Source organism: candidate division WOR-3 bacterium (assembly GCA_039802005.1).
In the GTDB taxonomy this organism is placed as follows: Bacteria; Hydrothermota; Tepidihabitantia; order SM23-42; family JAOAFX01; genus JAOAFX01.
Genome location: JBDRVV010000006.1, coordinates 22497 through 40127, shown reverse-complemented (window position 1 = coordinate 40127; position 17631 = coordinate 22497). Strand labels below are relative to the sequence as shown.

General features: G+C 34.8%; 19 protein-coding genes and 1 tRNA gene. 8 read left to right on the top strand and 12 right to left on the bottom strand.

Features of this window, described 5'->3' with window-relative positions; genetic code table 11:
• Position 1: 1 nt before the first annotated feature.
• Genes ABIL69_03380 through ABIL69_03345 form a run of 8 tightly spaced genes read right to left on the bottom strand, consistent with a single transcriptional unit; the run spans position 2 to position 7504 of the window.
• Positions 2 to 3502 (bottom strand): tetratricopeptide repeat protein, encoded by a 3501-nt coding sequence (locus ABIL69_03380; GenBank protein ID MEO0123028.1) that lies wholly within the window; start codon positions 3500 to 3502, stop codon positions 2 to 4.
• Positions 3499 to 4014 carry a hypothetical protein gene (locus ABIL69_03375; GenBank protein MEO0123027.1) on the bottom strand — a complete coding sequence of 172 codons (516 nt, stop codon included), beginning with the start codon at positions 4012 to 4014 and terminating at the stop codon, positions 3499 to 3501. The genes ABIL69_03380 and ABIL69_03375 overlap by 4 nt, the downstream gene beginning before the upstream one ends.
• The gene (rimI, locus tag ABIL69_03370; GenBank protein MEO0123026.1) at positions 4011 to 4460 is read right to left on the bottom strand and encodes a ribosomal protein S18-alanine N-acetyltransferase; all 450 of its coding nucleotides are present in this window, start codon (positions 4458 to 4460) and stop codon (positions 4011 to 4013) included. Before rimI ends, ABIL69_03375 begins: the two co-directional genes overlap by 4 nt.
• Positions 4457 to 5170 (bottom strand): tRNA (adenosine(37)-N6)-threonylcarbamoyltransferase complex dimerization subunit type 1 TsaB, encoded by a 714-nt coding sequence (gene tsaB, locus ABIL69_03365; GenBank protein MEO0123025.1) that lies wholly within the window; start codon positions 5168 to 5170, stop codon positions 4457 to 4459. Before tsaB ends, rimI begins: the two co-directional genes overlap by 4 nt.
• Complete coding sequence (gene tsaE, locus ABIL69_03360; protein MEO0123024.1) at positions 5151 to 5585, bottom strand: tRNA (adenosine(37)-N6)-threonylcarbamoyltransferase complex ATPase subunit type 1 TsaE; 435 nt, start codon at positions 5583 to 5585, stop codon at positions 5151 to 5153. The genes tsaB and tsaE overlap by 20 nt, the downstream gene beginning before the upstream one ends.
• Positions 5578 to 6306 carry a type III pantothenate kinase gene (locus tag ABIL69_03355; GenBank protein ID MEO0123023.1) on the bottom strand — a complete coding sequence of 243 codons (729 nt, stop codon included), beginning with the start codon at positions 6304 to 6306 and terminating at the stop codon, positions 5578 to 5580. Before ABIL69_03355 ends, tsaE begins: the two co-directional genes overlap by 8 nt.
• Complete coding sequence (locus ABIL69_03350; GenBank protein MEO0123022.1) at positions 6303 to 6998, bottom strand: biotin--[acetyl-CoA-carboxylase] ligase; 696 nt, start codon at positions 6996 to 6998, stop codon at positions 6303 to 6305. Before ABIL69_03350 ends, ABIL69_03355 begins: the two co-directional genes overlap by 4 nt.
• Positions 6998 to 7504 (bottom strand): hypothetical protein, encoded by a 507-nt coding sequence (locus tag ABIL69_03345; protein MEO0123021.1) that lies wholly within the window; start codon positions 7502 to 7504, stop codon positions 6998 to 7000. The genes ABIL69_03350 and ABIL69_03345 overlap by 1 nt, the downstream gene beginning before the upstream one ends.
• Positions 7505 to 7597: 93 nt before the next feature.
• Here ABIL69_03345 and ABIL69_03340 point away from each other — a divergent pair, with 93 nt between their 5' ends.
• The 8 genes from ABIL69_03340 to ABIL69_03305 are packed head-to-tail and all read left to right on the top strand — an operon-like array spanning position 7598 to position 14333.
• Positions 7598 to 8092 (top strand): roadblock/LC7 domain-containing protein, encoded by a 495-nt coding sequence (locus ABIL69_03340; GenBank protein ID MEO0123020.1) that lies wholly within the window; start codon positions 7598 to 7600, stop codon positions 8090 to 8092.
• A 6-nt stretch (positions 8093 to 8098) separates the two neighbouring features.
• On the top strand, positions 8099 to 8680 hold the full coding sequence (locus tag ABIL69_03335) for a GTPase domain-containing protein (GenBank protein ID MEO0123019.1): 582 nt from the start codon (positions 8099 to 8101) through the stop codon (positions 8678 to 8680).
• Positions 8681 to 8682: 2 nt separating this feature from the next.
• Positions 8683 to 8961 carry a hypothetical protein gene (locus ABIL69_03330; GenBank protein ID MEO0123018.1) on the top strand — a complete coding sequence of 93 codons (279 nt, stop codon included), beginning with the start codon at positions 8683 to 8685 and terminating at the stop codon, positions 8959 to 8961.
• Positions 8962 to 8967: 6 nt separating this feature from the next.
• Positions 8968 to 12342 (top strand): DNA polymerase III subunit alpha, encoded by a 3375-nt coding sequence (gene dnaE, locus ABIL69_03325; protein MEO0123017.1) that lies wholly within the window; start codon positions 8968 to 8970, stop codon positions 12340 to 12342.
• Between the two features lie 11 nt (positions 12343 to 12353).
• Positions 12354 to 13025, top strand: coding sequence for a hypothetical protein (locus ABIL69_03320; protein MEO0123016.1), 672 nt, complete (start codon positions 12354 to 12356; stop codon positions 13023 to 13025).
• A gap of 37 nt (positions 13026 to 13062) precedes the next feature.
• Positions 13063 to 13413, top strand: coding sequence for a thioredoxin domain-containing protein (locus ABIL69_03315; GenBank protein MEO0123015.1), 351 nt, complete (start codon positions 13063 to 13065; stop codon positions 13411 to 13413).
• On the top strand, positions 13410 to 13904 hold the full coding sequence (locus ABIL69_03310; protein ID MEO0123014.1) for a TlpA disulfide reductase family protein: 495 nt from the start codon (positions 13410 to 13412) through the stop codon (positions 13902 to 13904). The genes ABIL69_03315 and ABIL69_03310 overlap by 4 nt, the downstream gene beginning before the upstream one ends.
• Positions 13905 to 13931: 27 nt before the next feature.
• Positions 13932 to 14333 (top strand): OsmC family protein, encoded by a 402-nt coding sequence (locus ABIL69_03305; protein ID MEO0123013.1) that lies wholly within the window; start codon positions 13932 to 13934, stop codon positions 14331 to 14333.
• Between the two features lie 4 nt (positions 14334 to 14337).
• Here the strand turns inward: ABIL69_03305 and ABIL69_03300 are convergent.
• From ABIL69_03300 to hisD, 4 genes are all read right to left on the bottom strand, one after another.
• A tRNA-Gln gene (locus tag ABIL69_03300) sits at positions 14338 to 14408 on the bottom strand.
• Positions 14409 to 14501: 93 nt separating this feature from the next.
• Positions 14502 to 15707, bottom strand: a complete 1206-nt coding sequence (locus ABIL69_03295) for a hypothetical protein (protein ID MEO0123012.1) — start codon at positions 15705 to 15707, stop codon at positions 14502 to 14504.
• The gene (locus ABIL69_03290; GenBank protein MEO0123011.1) at positions 15707 to 16315 is read right to left on the bottom strand and encodes a hypothetical protein; all 609 of its coding nucleotides are present in this window, start codon (positions 16313 to 16315) and stop codon (positions 15707 to 15709) included. Before ABIL69_03290 ends, ABIL69_03295 begins: the two co-directional genes overlap by 1 nt.
• A 44-nt stretch (positions 16316 to 16359) precedes the next feature.
• Positions 16360 to 17628 (bottom strand): histidinol dehydrogenase, encoded by a 1269-nt coding sequence (gene hisD, locus ABIL69_03285; GenBank protein ID MEO0123010.1) that lies wholly within the window; start codon positions 17626 to 17628, stop codon positions 16360 to 16362.
• Positions 17629 to 17631: the final 3 nt, after the last annotated feature.

Below are 17631 nucleotides of genomic sequence, written 5' to 3'. Positions count from 1 at the left end.
ACTATTTTCTTTTTATGTTCATTTCATTATAAAATTTTATAGCAAGATTCTTATATTTTTTTGCTGTTTGAATTTCGCCAATTCGGTAGAGAAAGTGTGCATATTCATAATAAATATCTGCCAGGAGTTTTTTTATCTTTGATTTCTGAGATAATTCTATTGCTGCGAGAAAAGCTTCTTTAGCCTTTTCTTTATCGATCTCTGCATATACCCGTGCTTGATTGAATAAACAATTTATCTTTAATTCCATGGAATGGGTTGCTTCGGCAAGACTTAACGATGAATTTAAAATTTTTAGCGCCTCTTCTAAGTTATTGTCTTTAAATCTGATCAAAGCAATTGTGTTCAATACCATACCAAGGGCATTTTTATTCCCAATAGATTCAAAAAAATTCTTTGCTTCATTTGAGTATTTATATGCCAGTTTCAGTTTGCCAATTTCAGCATATACATATCCGAGATTATAGGATGCGGATGCAATCCCTCTTTTATCACCTATCCTCTGACTAATTTTTAGAAATTTTTTAAACAGCGCCACAGCCTTATTATATTCAAACTTATTCATTAAAACTTCTCCTAAATTGCCATATGCGATTGCAATCCCTCTTTTGTCACCGAGTTCCTCAGAGATTTTTAGATAGTTTTCAAAAAACTTTAACGCCCTTTCATAATCACCCATATTGAAGTAGATAATGCCCATATTATTTGATGCCATGCCAATACTTGATTTATCACGCAGATCTTGTGATATTTCGAGAAATTTTTGATATAAATCAAGGGCGGTAGAATTATCACCGATATGTTGATAGACATTTCCCAGATTGCAGTATGCAACACCAATGCCTCTCTTATCTCCTAATTCTTCTGTAATCTTAAGGTTTACCGTGAAAGAATCTATAGCCTTTTCATAATTTCCCTGGGCTTTGAATACCGTGCCCATAACATTATATGCATTTACTTTGCCCCTTAAATCTCCGGTATCTTCAGCGATACTAATTGCTTCTTTACATAATTTAAGTGCTTTTTCGAAATCGCCTTTCACGCAATATATCACAGAAAGATGATTATATGCCTTGGTCAATGCTTGCTTTAATTCAATTTTAAACTTCCAATCCTTGATTTTTGTGATGATTTTAATTGCCTCAAGTCCCTTGCTTTCGGCTATTTCCATTTTTCCTTTAATCCGATAAAGCCAGCATTCAAGATTTCTGATATTTGATAACTCAAGCAATACTGATAAATTTGATTTTTCTTTTAGTGATTTTAAATATTCATAAGCCCGTGATAACAGTTCTAATCCTTTATCATAATCTCCCTGATTTGCAATGATGTTTGCACGATGCCTTAAGCTCCTGGCTTTAACCACCAAATCTTCTCCTGCATAGCTTTCCATCTTATAATACGCATTCAAGGCATTTTCATAATCGCCAATTAATTCATAAATCGTTCCAAGTTTTTCAAAAATTCTTGTGGTTATGTGAGGCATTCCATCAGGAATCATTGTTAAACACTTTTTGTATAATTCAATTGCTGAACTATTCAGATAAAGTTCTTTTTTCTGGTCTCCTGCCTTTTCCAGATATTCGAGTGCTTTCATAATTTCCCCGCCGAGATAGAAGTGGTGGGCAAGGGCATCAAAATATTCTTCAATCGTGAGATTGAAGATCTTTTCTATAATAAAACCAACTTTCTGATGATATTCTCTTCTTTGTTTTTTTAACAAAGAATTATATACAGCATCCCGCATGATACTGTGAGTAAAAGCATACTTTTCATCTTCTGAAGAATCTTTATCCCCAGTTACTTTAAATATATTTTGCTGGACAATATAGGCAAGATTCTGTTTAAGTCTCTCTTTTCCGGGGATCAAGGCATTGAGAATTTTAAAAGAAAATTCTTCTCCTATTACGGAAGCGATATCAACGATATATCGTAATTCAGCTGATAACTTGTCAATTTTTGTCATAATGAGCTCATCAAGGCTGCGCGGCAGTGTAAGTGTTAAATCTCCTTTTAAGATAGCAGTACCATCTTTTATTTGTATCATATTGTTGCTAACAAGATTTAAAGCGAGCTCACTTATATAAAATGGTATGGCGCCTGATTTTTTAAGAAGGAGTGCAAATAAGTAACTGTCAATTTTTTCACAGCGTAATATCTTCTTTAAAAGCACAGTCGTTTCATCAATCCCCAGCGGTTTTAGTGTTATGGTGTTAAAATAAGGAAGCCGACTTATCTTGCCTATATCAAAGGTGGGACGATAAAGGGTGATAAGCATAACTGGTTTATATCCTATTGATCCAGCAATATTATGAATAAAATCTATTGTTTCCTTATCAATCCAATGGCAGTCATCAAAGATCATCAACAGAGGTTTGGACCTGGATAATTTCACAAAAAGTAAGTTAATAGCTTCAAGCAATAATCTGATTCGGTCTTCACTCTGCATTGATTCAATCTGCATCCGCTCAGATCTTGTTAAATCTGCAGAAAGAAAATATTTAAAATATGGAATCTTTACCTTCAAGATAGCATCATCACTACTTTCAATGAATTTGGTAATCCGCCGTGTAATCATTGCAGGTGTATCGTTGTCGTTTATTCCGAAAATCTTTTTCGAGACTTCCTTTAGAACAAAATAAGGGGAATTTATATGATACTCTATCCCTTTGCCTTCGGTGATAAATACATTTTTTTCTAACTGCCTTTTGAATTCATAAACGAGTTTAGTTTTACCAATTCCTGCCTCGCCAATTATCGCCACAACGCGCCCTCTGCCTGCATTCACTTCCTGAAATATTTTATTGAGAAGATTCATTTCTTCTACCCTGCCAATCAACGGGATTTCTTGAATTTTTCTCTGTCCATATTTTAATCGCACTCGCAGTGGAGTATAGACCAGAATTTTTTCTTTTTTACCTTTGACTGAAATCTTCTTGAGTTTCTTATAAAGGATTTCTCGATTGGTATATTTATAAATTTCTTCACTTACATATATTTTTCCTCTGGGTGCAGCAACCTGAAGCCTTTGTGCAATATTTACTGTATCCCCCATAACTGTATATCCACCCGGCCTTCCCAGGTCACCGGTAGCGACCAATCCATAATTAATACCAATGGAAAGTGATAAATTTTGCTTTTTTTCAGAATTAAATACCTTGATTTCTTTTAATAAGTCAAGGCTGGCAAGGACTGCCCGTAGTGGATCGTCTTCGTGAGCAAGGGGCGCACCAAAAAGCGCCATTACACAATCACCTATGAACTTATCTACAAAACCTTCATATTTTTGAATAATCAATGCCAAACGCTGGAGGCACTGGTCAATAAGGTCTTTTACTTCTTCCGGATCCATTTTGTCAGCCAGAGGCGTAAATCCTGATATATCGGCAAAAATCACCGCTACAGGCCTGCGCTGCCCTGTTGTTTTAAGCAATTGCAGTCCGCAACGGCTACAAAAATTTGCGGTATCAGGATTATTATATCCACATCTTGGGCAATTCATCGCCCTCCCAGCGCTTTCAATTCATTAACTTCGCTCATTAAAAGATTGATCTTATTATCCAATTCAGACCCCTTCAAATAAGGAATTGTTTTTAATGTCTTCTCAACATATTCAACGAGTGCAATTCCTTCATCGATATGTGTCTGGCTTGTAATTTTTTTTCGTGCCTGCTTGAGTATTGTTTCAAGATAGTCAATAGATAATGGTAGTATCATTCTCGGTGATTTTTTAACTTCATAGAGATAAAGATTGCCGTTGTTATTGTTCAACTTACCATCATAAAGAAAATAGAATCCAACAGCATTTATAGTATCAGGGGCTGGAATTACTGCATCAAAATGTGTAGCATATGACTGGGCAATAACAGAGTCCCATTTTGCATCTCCAAAACTGTAGTAGAGAATTATTTGCTGAGCAGGCGTTTCTAATTTTATTCGAACCAGAAGGTTTGGAGAATCTTTTAAAAAATACAGATTTAACTGGGCAATAAAAGATATTAATATTAAACTCATAAAACCTCCTTTAATTCCTTTGCCATCACATAGGCATCTGTGCCATCAAGATAATAGTTTTTTCTTATCTGTATAATACGGTAACCAAATTTTTTATAAAAATTAATTGCATTCAGGTTGTTCACCCTTACTTCAAGATAAGCATATATACAATTCCTTTCTATTCCTAATTTTTCTAATTCTGAAAGGAGTTGTTTACCTATACCCTGATGATGATATCTGGGATCAACTGCGATATTTGTAATGTGTAACTCATCTGCCACACAATCAGCAAGTGCATATCCTTTAACTTCGCCATTGGTATCAGCAATCAGGGCAATAGTATTATGCTTGTGCAGATCATTTTCAAAGAATGATTTGGGCCAAGGATTGGGGAATACCTGACACTCAATCTTATATACATGGTCAATGTCAGTAAATTTCATAGCCCTTATTATACAATTCATTTTCTTCCTTTTAATTCTGCTGAACTCTTTTTTATATAATAAGGCTCAAGATTGTCTGGATCATCAAAATAACCCAATTTTATTTTATTAAGTGCGGCATAAACAACTTTGGACGACGAAGGATAAAAGAAATGCGAATCTGTAATATACAGATTTTTTTTCATAACTCCTGCCATTTTAAATCCTGTTAATACTTTAACCCCGGGTCCAATGGCAAACACTTTTTTATCCTTAAAATGCTGATTAATATAGTGCATAAATTCACTCGGACTGCAAACAATATCATTGCTGATCTTTGTTTTTTGATTATAAAATGCTACAAAAATTTCTCCCTGGAATGCTTCCATGACAGTCGCACAGATAACACCTTTTTCTTTTTTTATAAAATCAAAGGACAAAAACGGCTGGGCAATAACATCCAGAGTATTGACTCCACATAAGGGAATATTTCTACTGAAATTTAATCCCTTAGCAAGGGCAAGTCCAACCCTTAAGGAAGTAAACATGCCAGGACCGATACTAAGGGCGATTGCATGTATCGATTCGTTATCCGTATATTCCATTAATTCCTGTAATGCAAAAAAGAGACCAGCATCTTTTGTCTCTTTACTAAAAGTCCGCTCCCGATTTAACTCGTAAAGAAGTTTATTATCATCAAAAATACAAAAAGAAAAGATGGTGGTTGATGTATCAATTCCTAAGATCCTCAATTGTAATCTCCCTTTTGTTGTTTTTTAAAACCTTGAAACATATATATATCCCATTAATGCTACGTGCTAAAAATTGAGGTAATCGGTCTGCCCATTCAATAATCGTTATGCCATCATTTATGTAGTATTCTTCCAATGGAAGCAAGGAAAAGTCAGACTCTTTTAGACGATAGAGGTCTATATGGCTGACCTTAAATTTCCCTTTGTATTCAGATACAATGACGAAGCTTGGACTCGTCACGGGTTCTTTAATTCCAAGTCCAATGCAGATTCCTTTGGTAAAAGTAGTCTTACCGCTACCAAGCTCTCCAGCAAGAAATAGAATATCCTTTGGCTTTAATTCACGAGCAAATTTCTTTGCCAGGGCAATTGTTTCTCTTGATGTTTTGGTAAAATATCTTTTAATTTTAGACATTTTGCCTGTAGAGCTGATAAATTCCAAAAAATGTTAAATCATTATCATACCTGTCTATTACAGATATTAAAGAACTAAATCTTTTTGCCCATCCACCCGTAACGATTACTTTAAAATCCCTTTTATAAGTTTCTTTTATCTTAGTTATAAATCCTTCTACAGAAAATTTTATTCCATTTATGATACCAGTCTGCACACAACCATTAGTACTTTTGCCTAATAGCGGCGGAGATTTTTGTAGATAAATATTTCTAATCAATGCGGTTTTCTGTTTTAAACTCCATATTTGTGTGTCAATCCCGGGAATAATCAATCCACCCACATGAATCCCATTTTTTAATACTACATCTCCAGTAACAGCGGTTCCAAATGAAAAAATTATCAAATCACTTTTGTAACGGATATACGCACCATTGATGTTTGCGACACGGTCTGAACCAATATTATCATACGCAATCTTTACGGGCATTCTTATTTTTGCATTGACAAAGAATGCCTTTACAGAATATTTTTTCAAAAAAAATCTGTATAACTTTCGATCTAATGAAGGCACCACCGAGGCGATACCTACGCCTTCAATGGCCTTATCATGAGTTAAATATTTTAGCAATTTATTATTAAATCCATTCTCGGTGCGCCAATTTCTGTCTTGAATTAGTTTATCGTTTTTGTAGTATCCAATATGAATATTTGTATTGCCAATATCAAAAATTAGGATCATAATAATCTAATTACATCTCCATAATAAATTCTTTTGATCAACCCGTCGTTGGTTCGCACAATGAGACTCCAGTCTTCATCTACATTGTGAATAATACCTCTTATTATTTCCCTTGACGATAACTTTACTACAACCGATTCACCTACACCACTTATATATTTGTAGGCATCTGCGATATTGAATGAGCCATTCTGTGAGGAATCATAAAGCTTCCAAAAGTTTGTCAGACACAATTTTAGAATTTTTTCAAGGCTATAAATTTTGCCTGTTTCTATGTATAGGGAAGTAGCATTTGACAACTTTGAAGGAAACTTTTTTATGTTAACATTCAGTCCTATCCCACATATTATTGCATTATCAATCCTCTCGCACAAAATACCACAAATCTTTTTATTGTTCAGAAATACATCATTGGGCCAGTGAATGGAAACTTTGTTAAAGTTCAATTCCTTCAATGTTTCAATCACCGAAAGGCAGGAAATCAAAGGAATGGAATTTATATGCCTTTCAGGGAATACAAGCACAGAAAGATATAATCCACCTGCAGGTGAAAACCATTCTCTTTTATGTCTACCCCTTCCTCTTGTCTGGCGATAGGCGAATACAGCAATTTCTTTTCCATTTTTTATTAGTCTTCTTAATACATCCTGAGTGGATGCAACTTGTTTAAACTTGAGTAGTTCCCTATGCATTAATAATAGACCTTTAAACTTGCACCCTCAAATGGTTGATGTCCGGTTTTAATCTTTTGCGAATCCGGGTCAAACCAATTAGCGCTGGCAATACTCACAACGAGTCGGTATTCATCATTAGCGTCAATAACAATATCAGTAAATGCATTAGCAGTAAACTGGTAAGCTGAATCAAGCAAGGTAATAGTTGTGTTATCAATTTTATAACTCAATGAATCAATTGTTATCCGCATTTTTTTATAAGAACCAGAAGAAACTGAAAGATAACCATTGGTGATGCTACAGTAATCATTGCTATTTAACGGGATACCCACGATATTATTATTGTTCCATATATCAATAAATTCTCCACCCTGAAATATCTCTATCTTGGTCACCCGAACAATTATATCACCATAAGTTCCTCTCAAAAGGAGACCATCATTAAATCCAATTTCAACTGAGGCATTCTGGGCACACGCAATTATCATTAATATTGAAAAAAAGGCAAAATGGAAAAATCTCATTACGACCTCCTCAATAAATTTTATCTTAAAATCATTGTATGTCAATATTAAAATCAGTCTTGACTTTTATCAAATTATATTTATAATGTTATGATGCAGGAAGGACTTAACATCTTTGAAGACGATTTCTGGGCGATAACTGAAGCATTAAATAGATTACTTCAGGGGACGAACGCCCGGGTAATATTGCTTATTGATAAAGCAGGTCAGCTCATTACTTCTGCTGGCGATACCTCAAGAATGGATGTCTCTTCTTTTGCCACACTCTCTGCTGCAGATTTTGCTGCGACAAGCCAGCTCGCTTCTTTAATTGGTGAAAAAGAATTTTCTACATTATTTCATCAAGGAGAAAAAGAAAATCTTTATGTGTGTCTGGTTGCAAATCGTGTAATACTTGCTGTGATATTTGACCAGCGCACAACATTGGGTTTAGTAAGGGTTAAGGCAAAGAACACTGCTCAGGAATTAGAAAAGATTTTCGAAGATATTTTCAAAAAACTCGGCAAAGACCAGATATCGCAAAAGCCTTTTGATTTAGACTTTACAAAAGCAGCCGAGGACGAACTTGATAAACTATTTGGCTTTTAATATAATATGGCATTAATAAATTACGCTTCAAGAGAGATTAACTGCAAGATTGTGTATTATGGACCCGGTTTGGGCGGTAAAACTACAAACATAAAATATATCTATACCAAACTTAATCCCGACATTAAAGGAAAATTAATCAGTCTTGCTACCGAATTAGATAGAACACTATTCTTTGATTTCTTACCGGTAGACCTCGGCACTATAAAGGGGTTCAAAACCAGATTTCATTTGTATACTGTCCCGGGTCAGGTTTTTTATAATGCCTCAAGGAAGTTGATTTTAAAAGGTGTTGATGGAATCGTATTTGTGGCAGATTCTCAGATTGAAAGATTTGACGAAAATATAGAATCTTTTCAAAATATGGAGGATAATCTAAAGACATATAATATTTCAATTGAAAAGATTCCGATTGTTATTCAGTATAATAAAAGGGATTTACCTAATATTACATCAGTGGAGGAACTTCAGAAAGTACTCAATCCACATCTGAAATATCCTTATTTTGAAGCAGTGGCAGTGCAGGGCATAGGGGTGTTTGAAACATTAAAAGAGGTATGTAAAAGGGTTTTATTGACCCTATCTTAAAAATGGCTTCACAACGATGCAGTCGTTGCCAGAAAATCATCAACCCTGGTGATTTGTTTTATCGGCTTATGATAAAGGTTTTTGCTGATTTTGATGGAGTAATAAATATAAAGAATACAAATGTTGATTTTAAAAAAGAGTTTGAAAAGATCAAATCCGTTCCTGAGGATCTTTTGGAAGAAGAAGTATTCAAGGAATTTACATTCATCCTCTGCCCAAGGTGCAAAGAAATATACTGTGCAAACCCTTTATTTTTACCTTTGGATAATGTTCATCTTTAAATAAAAGTGAAATCATTTATTCATCTCCATAATCACACCGAATATTCCTTGCTTGATGGAGCAATGAATATTGAAGAACTCATAAAACTTGCACATAAATATGAAATGGAAGCACTGGCAATAACTGACCATGGTAATCTTTTTGGTGCAATTGAATTTTATAAGACCGCAAGGGAGAGGGGTGTCAAACCAATTATTGGAATGGAAACATATGTTGCCACTGGTTCAAGGAAAGATCAGACAAGGGATTCAAGAATTCCCGAATCATCATTTCATTTGACCCTTTTATGTGAAAATGAGACAGGGTATAGAAATTTGATAAAACTTTCATCCTTTGCATATCTTGAGGGATTTTATTATAAACCAAGGGTAGATAAAGAATTGTTGATGACATACCGTGAAGGGCTAATCGCCTTATCAGGTTGTTTTAAGGGTGAAATTCCCTATAGAATCAATATTGGTGATTTAAAAGGTGCAGAGTATGCATTACAGGAATATCAGGAGATATTTGGTAAAGATAATTTCTATATTGAAATTATGAGACTGGGCTTAAAAAATGAAGAAGAGACTATAAAAAAACTCTTGGAATTTAGTCAGAGATATGACGCACCGATTGTTGCTACAAATGATTGCCATTACTTTTCAGCGGATGATTACAAAGCCCATGATGTCCTTTTATGTATAGGAACCAAAAAGACAATAAATGACAAAGAAAGATTGAAATTTGAAACTCATCAAGCATATTTCCGGAGTCCAAAAGAAATGGCAGATTTGTTCAATGATCTTCCAGAAGCAATCTCAAATACATGGCTGATTGGTGAAAGATGTAATCTATTAATTGATACATCGGGCAGGGATGTAAAATTGCCGAGCTTTCCAAGGCCTGAACAATACGAATCTGATTTTGATTATTTAAAAGATTTAACATATAAGAATATAGAAAAAAAATTTCCTCAATTGAACGATGAGATAAAAAACCGCCTTGAATATGAATTGAAGGTGATAAAGAGAATGGGTCTAACAGGGTATTTTTTGATCGTTCGTGATATAATCCAGTTTGCAAAAGAAAATGGAATTCCCGTGGGACCGGGCAGGGGTTCAGCAGTCGGTAGTCTTGTTTTATATGCACTTGATATAACAGAAGTAAATCCTTTGCAATTTAATCTACTTTTTGAACGATTTTTGAATCCAGAACGCATCAGTCTGCCGGATGTGGATGTTGATTTTAGTGATACAAGACGGGATGAGGTGATAGATTATATTAAAAAGAGATATGGAGTGAATAATGTGAGTCAAATCATCACATTTGGAACGATGCAGGCACGGGCAGTGGTAAGGGATGTCGCAAGGGTTTTAGGAATACCCTATAGCGAAGTAGATTTGATAGCAAAGCTTATACCACCGAATAAAAAAATTGTCCAGGTTCTTGAAGAGAACAAAGAATTTTCCACTTTAATAAATTCAAAAAAAGAATATATAGAATTGATTGAAATAGCAAAAAAATTAGAAGGATTGGCACGCCATCCATCAATCCATGCTGCAGGAGTAGTTATAACACCAAAGGAATTGACCGAATATGTCCCGTTATATAGAAATCCAGAAAAAGGCGATATTTCCACCCAATACGAAAAAAATGCCCTTGAATCAATCGGATTATTAAAAATGGATATCCTCGGTCTAAAGACCCTTACTGTTATTGATGAATGTTTAAAAATGGTTGGTCTAAAAAAAGAAGATATAGACTTTAAAGATCATGAGACATATAAATTGTTAAAAGAGGGACGGACGATAGGCGTATTCCAATTAGAAAGTCATGGAATGCAGGAACTCTTAAAAAGCATGCAACCTGAGTGCTTTGAGGATATAATTGCTATAATTGCATTGTACCGTCCTGGTCCCATGGGAAATGTAAATATTCAAAAATTGATTGAAAATAAGAAGAATCCAGAAAAGATTGTATATCTTCATCCAAAATTAGAGCCGATACTGAGAGAGACATATGGCACAATCCTTTATCAAGAACAGGTAATGCAGATATCCTCGGTAATCGCAGGATTCTCTTTATCTGAAGCAGATAACCTCAGAAGGGCGATGGCAAAAAAAATTCCAGAACTAATGCAAGAAATAAGGGAAAAGTTTATAAAAGGGGCAGAAAAGAATGGAATTACCGTTGAAACAGCAGAAAAGATATTTAATCAAATAGCACCATTTGCTGGTTATGGATTTAATAAATCCCATGCGACTGCCTATGCAGTGATTGCATATCAAACGGCATATTTAAAAGCCCATCACCCACTTGAATTTATGTTATGTTCACTAAATAGTGAAATGAACGACACCGATAGGATAAATATTCTTATAAAAGATGCGAGAAATTTTGGCATAGAGGTCCTTCCACCCGATATCAATAAAAGTTTTTATGGTTTTGTTAAAGAGGGGAAGGAAATAAGATATGGGCTTGGTGCAATAAAGAATCTGGGAAAACCCGTTGCCGATGCGATTGTAAAAGAAAGGGCAAGGGGTATCTTCCGCTCATTTTTGGATTTTCAGGTCAGAAATAAGGGGTTGAATAAAAAAGCCCTTGAATCTTTAATAAAATCCGGTGCCTTTGCCAGTCTTGACCCTGATATTGAGAAATTACTTGATAGAATAACAGAAAAAGAAATGAGCGGATCTCAAGAAACACTTTTTGGTGAAATAGAACATAAAAATAATCATAAAAATAAAAAAGAGCCAGTTAAAAAAGAAAAAATAGATTTTTTTGCCCTTGAAAAAGAGGCATTTGGTTTTTATTTCCGGGAACATCCATTGGAAAAATATAGAGAAGAATTTAAGACCATAGGTATAATACCCTGTTCCAAAGTAAACGGGTTTGAAAATGGCAGAACAATCACCATAGGCGGTGTTTTGAGTACAAAAAGAATTAAAAAAGATAAGAAAAACAGGGAGTATGCCATTATCACAATTGAAGATTTTGAAGGAAATATAGATGTTTTTGTCTTTGCTGACCAGTTTGAGCGGTATATTAATTTATTAAAAGAAGATAATATTTTGATTATAAAGGGTTCGGTATTTGGAGAGGAAGAGAAGAAAAAAATAAAGGCTGAGTTTATTTGCCCATTCAACGAAGTTTATAATTATTACCAAAAAATACTTATTGAGTGTAAGGTTTCAGAAATTCAATCCGATAAACTAAAGGCGTTTTATGAATTAATTAATAATTACCGTGGTGAATGTGAAATATGGTTTATGGTTCCTGATTCAAATGGATTCAAAAATATCAGGTCAAGAAGCTTAAAGATAAACCCAAAACCAGAGGTTTTATCAAAAATCAAAGAACTTTTTGGAAACAATGCATTAAAAATAATAGGCAAATTTTAAAAGGAGGTAATATGGTGTTAATTATCTTTTTGCTCTCATTTTATCTTGTTGACCAGCCTGATATAGATTTCTTGAATCACGGGGAGTATGGATTGCAATTGAGGTTTGGTCCTGGTGGAGAGATAATTGGATATGGTGCATTAGGTTTATTTGATAGATTGTCCTTTGGATTGAGCTATGGGGCATCAAACCTCATTGGTGCGGGGAACCCGGGGTTCTATAAATTACCGGGTATCCAGGTAAGTTTGCTTGCGTTTGAACAAACCATGATGATTCCGACTGTAATATGTGGATTTGATAATCAGGGATATGGGGTATATGATTCATCAAGGTATGATATTATGTCAAAAGGATTATATCTACAGATTGGTGAAAAATTTGAATATCCTGATTTACTGATTGCACCAAATATTGGTGTAAATTATTGTTTTGAACGGGGTGGAAGGCTAGACCTTTTTTGTGGAATAAAATTTAAAATAGGTTCAACACAATTAATGCTTGATTATTCACCCAATCTTAATGACCCCAGGGATCAAAATAAAGGGTATTTCAACGCTGGTATAAGATTTATTTTTTATGAACAGGTATTTTTTGAATTTGCACTCAGGGATTTACTTGATAATAGCAATAAAAACCAGCAATTGAACAGGATGATAAAAATAGGCTATAAGTCAAATTTTTAATGTTTCACGTGAAACATTGAGAGGAGGTAATTAAACTATGATAAAAGAACTCACCGATATAGATTTTTTTCAGGAGGTAGAAAAGTCTCCAATTCCTTATTTAGTTTATTTCTGGGCAATTTGGTCCCCAAATTGTATAACAATGACCCGATATATTGAAGAAATAGATAAGAAATATCCTGATAAATTAAATATCGGTAAGGTAAATGTAGATAATGAAATAAAAACCGCTAATGAATACGATATTCAAAATATCCCTACAATCCTTATATTTGAGGGCGGTGTTGTAAAAGAGAGAATAATAGGAACGATAACAAAAGAAGTTTTGTTAAAAAGATTAAATAAATATCTTGGGACAAAAACCAAGAAAACAAAGGGGGCAAAATGATAAAATCAATAAAACTTCTGTTAATAACATTAGCAATCTTCCATATTTTTTGTTCAAATAAAGCAGGAAGTAAACCAGTTGCCACAGGCAATGATTTCACCCTGAATTCCCTTGAAGGCGAAGAATACACCCTTTCAAAACTTAAAGGGAATGTTGTTATAGTAGATTTCTGGGCAACTTGGTGCCCACCGTGCAAAAGAGAAGTTCCACATCTTGTCAATTTTTATAACAAATATAAAGATAAAGGATTGATAATCCTCGGTGTGAGCACCGAAGACCGGCAGACGCTTGATACTTTTAGAAAAGAAAATAATGTAACATATCCAATTCTTTTAGGAAATAATGAAGTTTTTCAAAAATTCGGAGTTCGTTCAATTCCCCACACATTATTCATTGATAAAAAAGGAAATGTAAGAAAAACGCAGATAGGTTATTCAGATGATTTTCTCCCGGAATTTGAAAACCTGATTGAAACCCTAATAAATGAATAGGGTCTATTGATAATATGAGAGAGCAAAATGATAACTTTAACTTGGAATAAAAAAGGATTGCAATTTACTGCCCAGGATCAACAAAATCATAGTATAATCGTTGATACTGATACAGAAACTGGTGGTTTTGGTCAAGGGTTTAAGCCAATGGATTTATTGCTCGTTGCGCTCGCAGGCTGTATGGGGATGGATATCGTTGCGATTTTACAAAAAAAAGGTGGAAAGATTGATTCATTCAAAATGGTTCTTAAGGGTGAAAAGAACCCTGAACATCCAAGAAGATATGTTAAGATATTTTATGAAATCGAATGTAAAGGGGATTACAAACGCGAAGACTTGGTCAGGTCATTTGAATTATCAAGGGATAAATACTGCTCGGTTCTGGCGACACTTAAAAATCAACCCGAGTTTGAATTTAAAATATTGTAAAAGACTGGGGGACAGGGATTTGAACCCCGATCAGTTGGTCCAGAGCCAACCGTCCTACCATTAGACGATCCCCCAGTAGAAGATGGTTATTTGATATAGGGCATAATCTTCAAGTCTGCCCTCTATAATATTACATAATATTTCTGTTAAGTCAAGACTTAGAAAATTCTATTTAACAATTACTATCTTTTTATGACGTACCTGCTCATCTTTTTTGTAGACTAAAAAATACACTCCTGCAGAAGGGTTCGTCTGGATATTCACAGTTCTACCATTGATATCATATAACCTTGCGTCATTTTCAATGAACAAAGTGCTTAGTTCTTTAATGAAATTCCCGAAATTGCTCGCTTTAATGACTGCAGATGAATTTTCAGCAATATATTGCCCAGGAATTGTAACCATCATGCTATCCTTTGTCGTATTGCCTGCTGCATCAGACGCAGTAACTACAATCCAGTAATTGCCCGGCGGAAATCCTGTAGTATTCCAGGAATAATTAGCATCAGTAGCCTCAATCAGACTATCTCCATCGGTATTTGTGACAATGAAATAAAAATCACGATAATCATAATCGCCGCGCGTATTACAGACTGCATCATCCTTGTATACAACACCTACATTGCTTGTATAGTATAAATACCCTCTGAACAAAAAGGAGAGTCTTTCTGGAACATTTTGGGGACCGTGAATTTCATAACTTATACGCATGGGTATCATTTTTTCCCATACTGGATTCTGAGTCAATGGAAGTCCAGTTTTATCGTAAATCTTCGCAATAATATCAACATTTCCTGATACAACAGTAGGTGGGTTTAAATATGTACTGGTATTATTATTGCAGATTGCAAATTTATAATTACCATAGGCATTTTCAAAGACTGGTTTTGCCGTATCGGTATTTGGTGAAATTATGACTAATGGATTTCTAACAAATGCCCAATCCGCTGTATTCCATGTTGCGCCAATATCTTTAATCCGTGCAAAATGGCAATGGTCAAAACCAGTTATAGGCCATTGGACCAGATAGCCAATTAAATCACCAGCGTTTACTACATCACCTACATTCTTATGATACTGGTTCGGGTCAATATGTGCATATAACCATGCTTCAACAGAATCTGTAGAAATATTTGTATCAGCAATTGCTAAACGCCAGTGAAGTTCAGCCTGGGTTGTAAGCCACGCCTTGACTATTCCTCTTTGAACCGCATAAACAGGACGTCCCACTGTTATTCCCATTACATCAATTCCTGGATGCATATATGGGCTTCCACCGTAGTCCTGAAATTCACCCCAGTTATTACCTAAGGGATGTGCCTGATTCTGCGGTGAAAGGGGCCAGCCAACACTGAATAACAAAAGTAAAAGCATTAATCCCCCTTATTCAAAATATCATCAATTTTTATCTTTTCTACTTTATCAGGCAGTTCAATTTTTATTATCTTATCATTGTCAAAGAATTCCAGACTGCGGACAAAAGGACTTTCAAGTATCTTCTGAAATTTCAATTCTCCATTTTCATAATAAACAATTGTATCATTCGATACAACCGCCACCTTTTGTGCAATATCAGTACTGGCAAACAATCTTCCTGGTTTGAATTGGTAAACCAAACTTCCTGACAATGAGTATGCATACATCCCATCGCGGTCTGAGGCAAAGAATATTGTGCCATCAGGTGAAAACCCAAAGCCATTTGGATAATTCAATTTTTTCAAATTTAATATCTGTCCATCGGTCTTATAGAGATAAAGATTTTGCTCGTTTGTTGCAAAGACCACCCCAGAATTGCTAATGAAGAATGAGATTGCCTCAGGATTTAAAATCTGATACAACATATTCCCATCTTGGTCATAAAGTTTGAATGAGGCAGTTTGAAGATTTGTGCCTCCTGTGTACACCACATCTCCAATGTACGCACCATTTGATGATTTGATGGTGAGTGTAAAGAGTATAAGGCTAAGAACATTTGTAATCATATAATAATTCTATATATCTCCGTCAAAAAATCAAGGGCATCCTTTCAATACTTCTCTCTTATTTTTATTGAGTTAAAATGCCCATAAAGTCCTTCTGCTTTAGCAATCATTTCAGCGCTCGGACCAATTTTTTTAAGTCCATTTTTGTCTACAATCAGGACCGTCTGAAATTTTAAAAAATCCTTGATATGAAGTCCACCTGTATATCTTGCTGAACCACCAGTTGGTAGTGTATGATTCAATCCACTGCTATAATCACCGAGTGCCTCGGCTGAATATCTTCCAACAAATAATGAGCCATAATTTTTTAATTTCTTGATATACTTTGTTGGATTTTTTATTTGTAGTTCCAGATGCTCCGGTGCCTTTTTATTAGCAATATCAATCGCCTGGTTTAAATTTTTTACAATAATTATTAATCCATTTTTTTGGATTGATTTCTCAGCAATCTCTTTTGTTCTTAGAAAATGCATTTGTTTTTTGCATTCTTCTTTTACTTTTTTCGCTAAACTATTTGAATCAGTAACAAGAATTGGGATTGCGTTTGTATCATGTTCTGCCTGAGCAAGCAAATCGGCAGCAATAATTTCTGGTTTTGCAGAACTATCGGCAATTATCAAGATTTCTGTTGGCCCAGCAATGAAATCAATCCCTACATCTCCGTAAACAATTTTCTTAGCAGTTGCCACATAGATATTACCAGGTCCAAATATTTTATCCACAGGTTTTATTGTTTCTGTCCCGTAGGCAAGCGCAGCAATTGCCTGGATACCACCAATTTTATATATTTCCTTAATCCCTAAAAGTTTTGCGGTGGCAAGTATTGCCGGGTGGATTGAGCCTTTGTATCCAGGTGGAGAGCAGAGGACTATCTCTTTAACACCCGCAACTATTGCTGGTATACCACACATTAACACTGTTGAGATTAAAGGAAATTTCCCACCCGGTACATATATTCCTATCCTGTTTATTGGTATTACTTTTTGCTCGGCAATAACACCCTTTGCGATCTTAACTCTTAGATTCTTCAACTGTTTCAACTGGGCAATAGAAAAATTTTCAATATTCATTTTCGCTATTTTGATTGCACTCATTAATTCTTTATCAATTTTGCAATATGCGTCTTTCAAATCTTTGGGCGTGACCCGGAAATTCGTTAATGCAACTTTATCAAATTTTTTTGTATATTTATACACAGCCTCATTTCCGTGTTTTTTTACTTCATTTATTATCTTATAAACATCAAATAAAATATCTTCAACCGGATAATCAGAAATTTCTTTATCTAAATCTTGGTATTTAATGATTCGCAACTT

Coding starts and splice junctions, on each gene's coding strand:
- ABIL69_03355 (MEO0123023.1), bottom strand. CDS start 6,306: ATGATCCTAATTTTTGATATTGGCAATACAAATATTCATATTGGATAC.
- ABIL69_03290 (MEO0123011.1), bottom strand. CDS start 16,315: ATGATTACAAATGTTCTTAGCCTTATACTCTTTACACTCACCATCAAA.
- ABIL69_03335 (MEO0123019.1), top strand. CDS start 8,099: ATGGCATTAATAAATTACGCTTCAAGAGAGATTAACTGCAAGATTGTG.
- ABIL69_03295 (MEO0123012.1), bottom strand. CDS start 15,707: ATGCTTTTACTTTTGTTATTCAGTGTTGGCTGGCCCCTTTCACCGCAG.
- ABIL69_03380 (MEO0123028.1), bottom strand. CDS start 3,502: ATGAATTGCCCAAGATGTGGATATAATAATCCTGATACCGCAAATTTT.
- tsaE (MEO0123024.1), bottom strand. CDS start 5,585: ATGTCTAAAATTAAAAGATATTTTACCAAAACATCAAGAGAAACAATT.
- ABIL69_03375 (MEO0123027.1), bottom strand. CDS start 4,014: ATGAGTTTAATATTAATATCTTTTATTGCCCAGTTAAATCTGTATTTT.
- ABIL69_03350 (MEO0123022.1), bottom strand. CDS start 6,998: ATGCATAGGGAACTACTCAAGTTTAAACAAGTTGCATCCACTCAGGAT.
- ABIL69_03310 (MEO0123014.1), top strand. CDS start 13,410: ATGATAAAATCAATAAAACTTCTGTTAATAACATTAGCAATCTTCCAT.
- ABIL69_03330 (MEO0123018.1), top strand. CDS start 8,683: ATGGCTTCACAACGATGCAGTCGTTGCCAGAAAATCATCAACCCTGGT.
- rimI (MEO0123026.1), bottom strand. CDS start 4,460: ATGAATTGTATAATAAGGGCTATGAAATTTACTGACATTGACCATGTA.
- ABIL69_03320 (MEO0123016.1), top strand. CDS start 12,354: ATGGTGTTAATTATCTTTTTGCTCTCATTTTATCTTGTTGACCAGCCT.
- ABIL69_03340 (MEO0123020.1), top strand. CDS start 7,598: ATGCAGGAAGGACTTAACATCTTTGAAGACGATTTCTGGGCGATAACT.
- ABIL69_03315 (MEO0123015.1), top strand. CDS start 13,063: ATGATAAAAGAACTCACCGATATAGATTTTTTTCAGGAGGTAGAAAAG.
- ABIL69_03345 (MEO0123021.1), bottom strand. CDS start 7,504: ATGAGATTTTTCCATTTTGCCTTTTTTTCAATATTAATGATAATTGCG.
- ABIL69_03305 (MEO0123013.1), top strand. CDS start 13,932: ATGATAACTTTAACTTGGAATAAAAAAGGATTGCAATTTACTGCCCAG.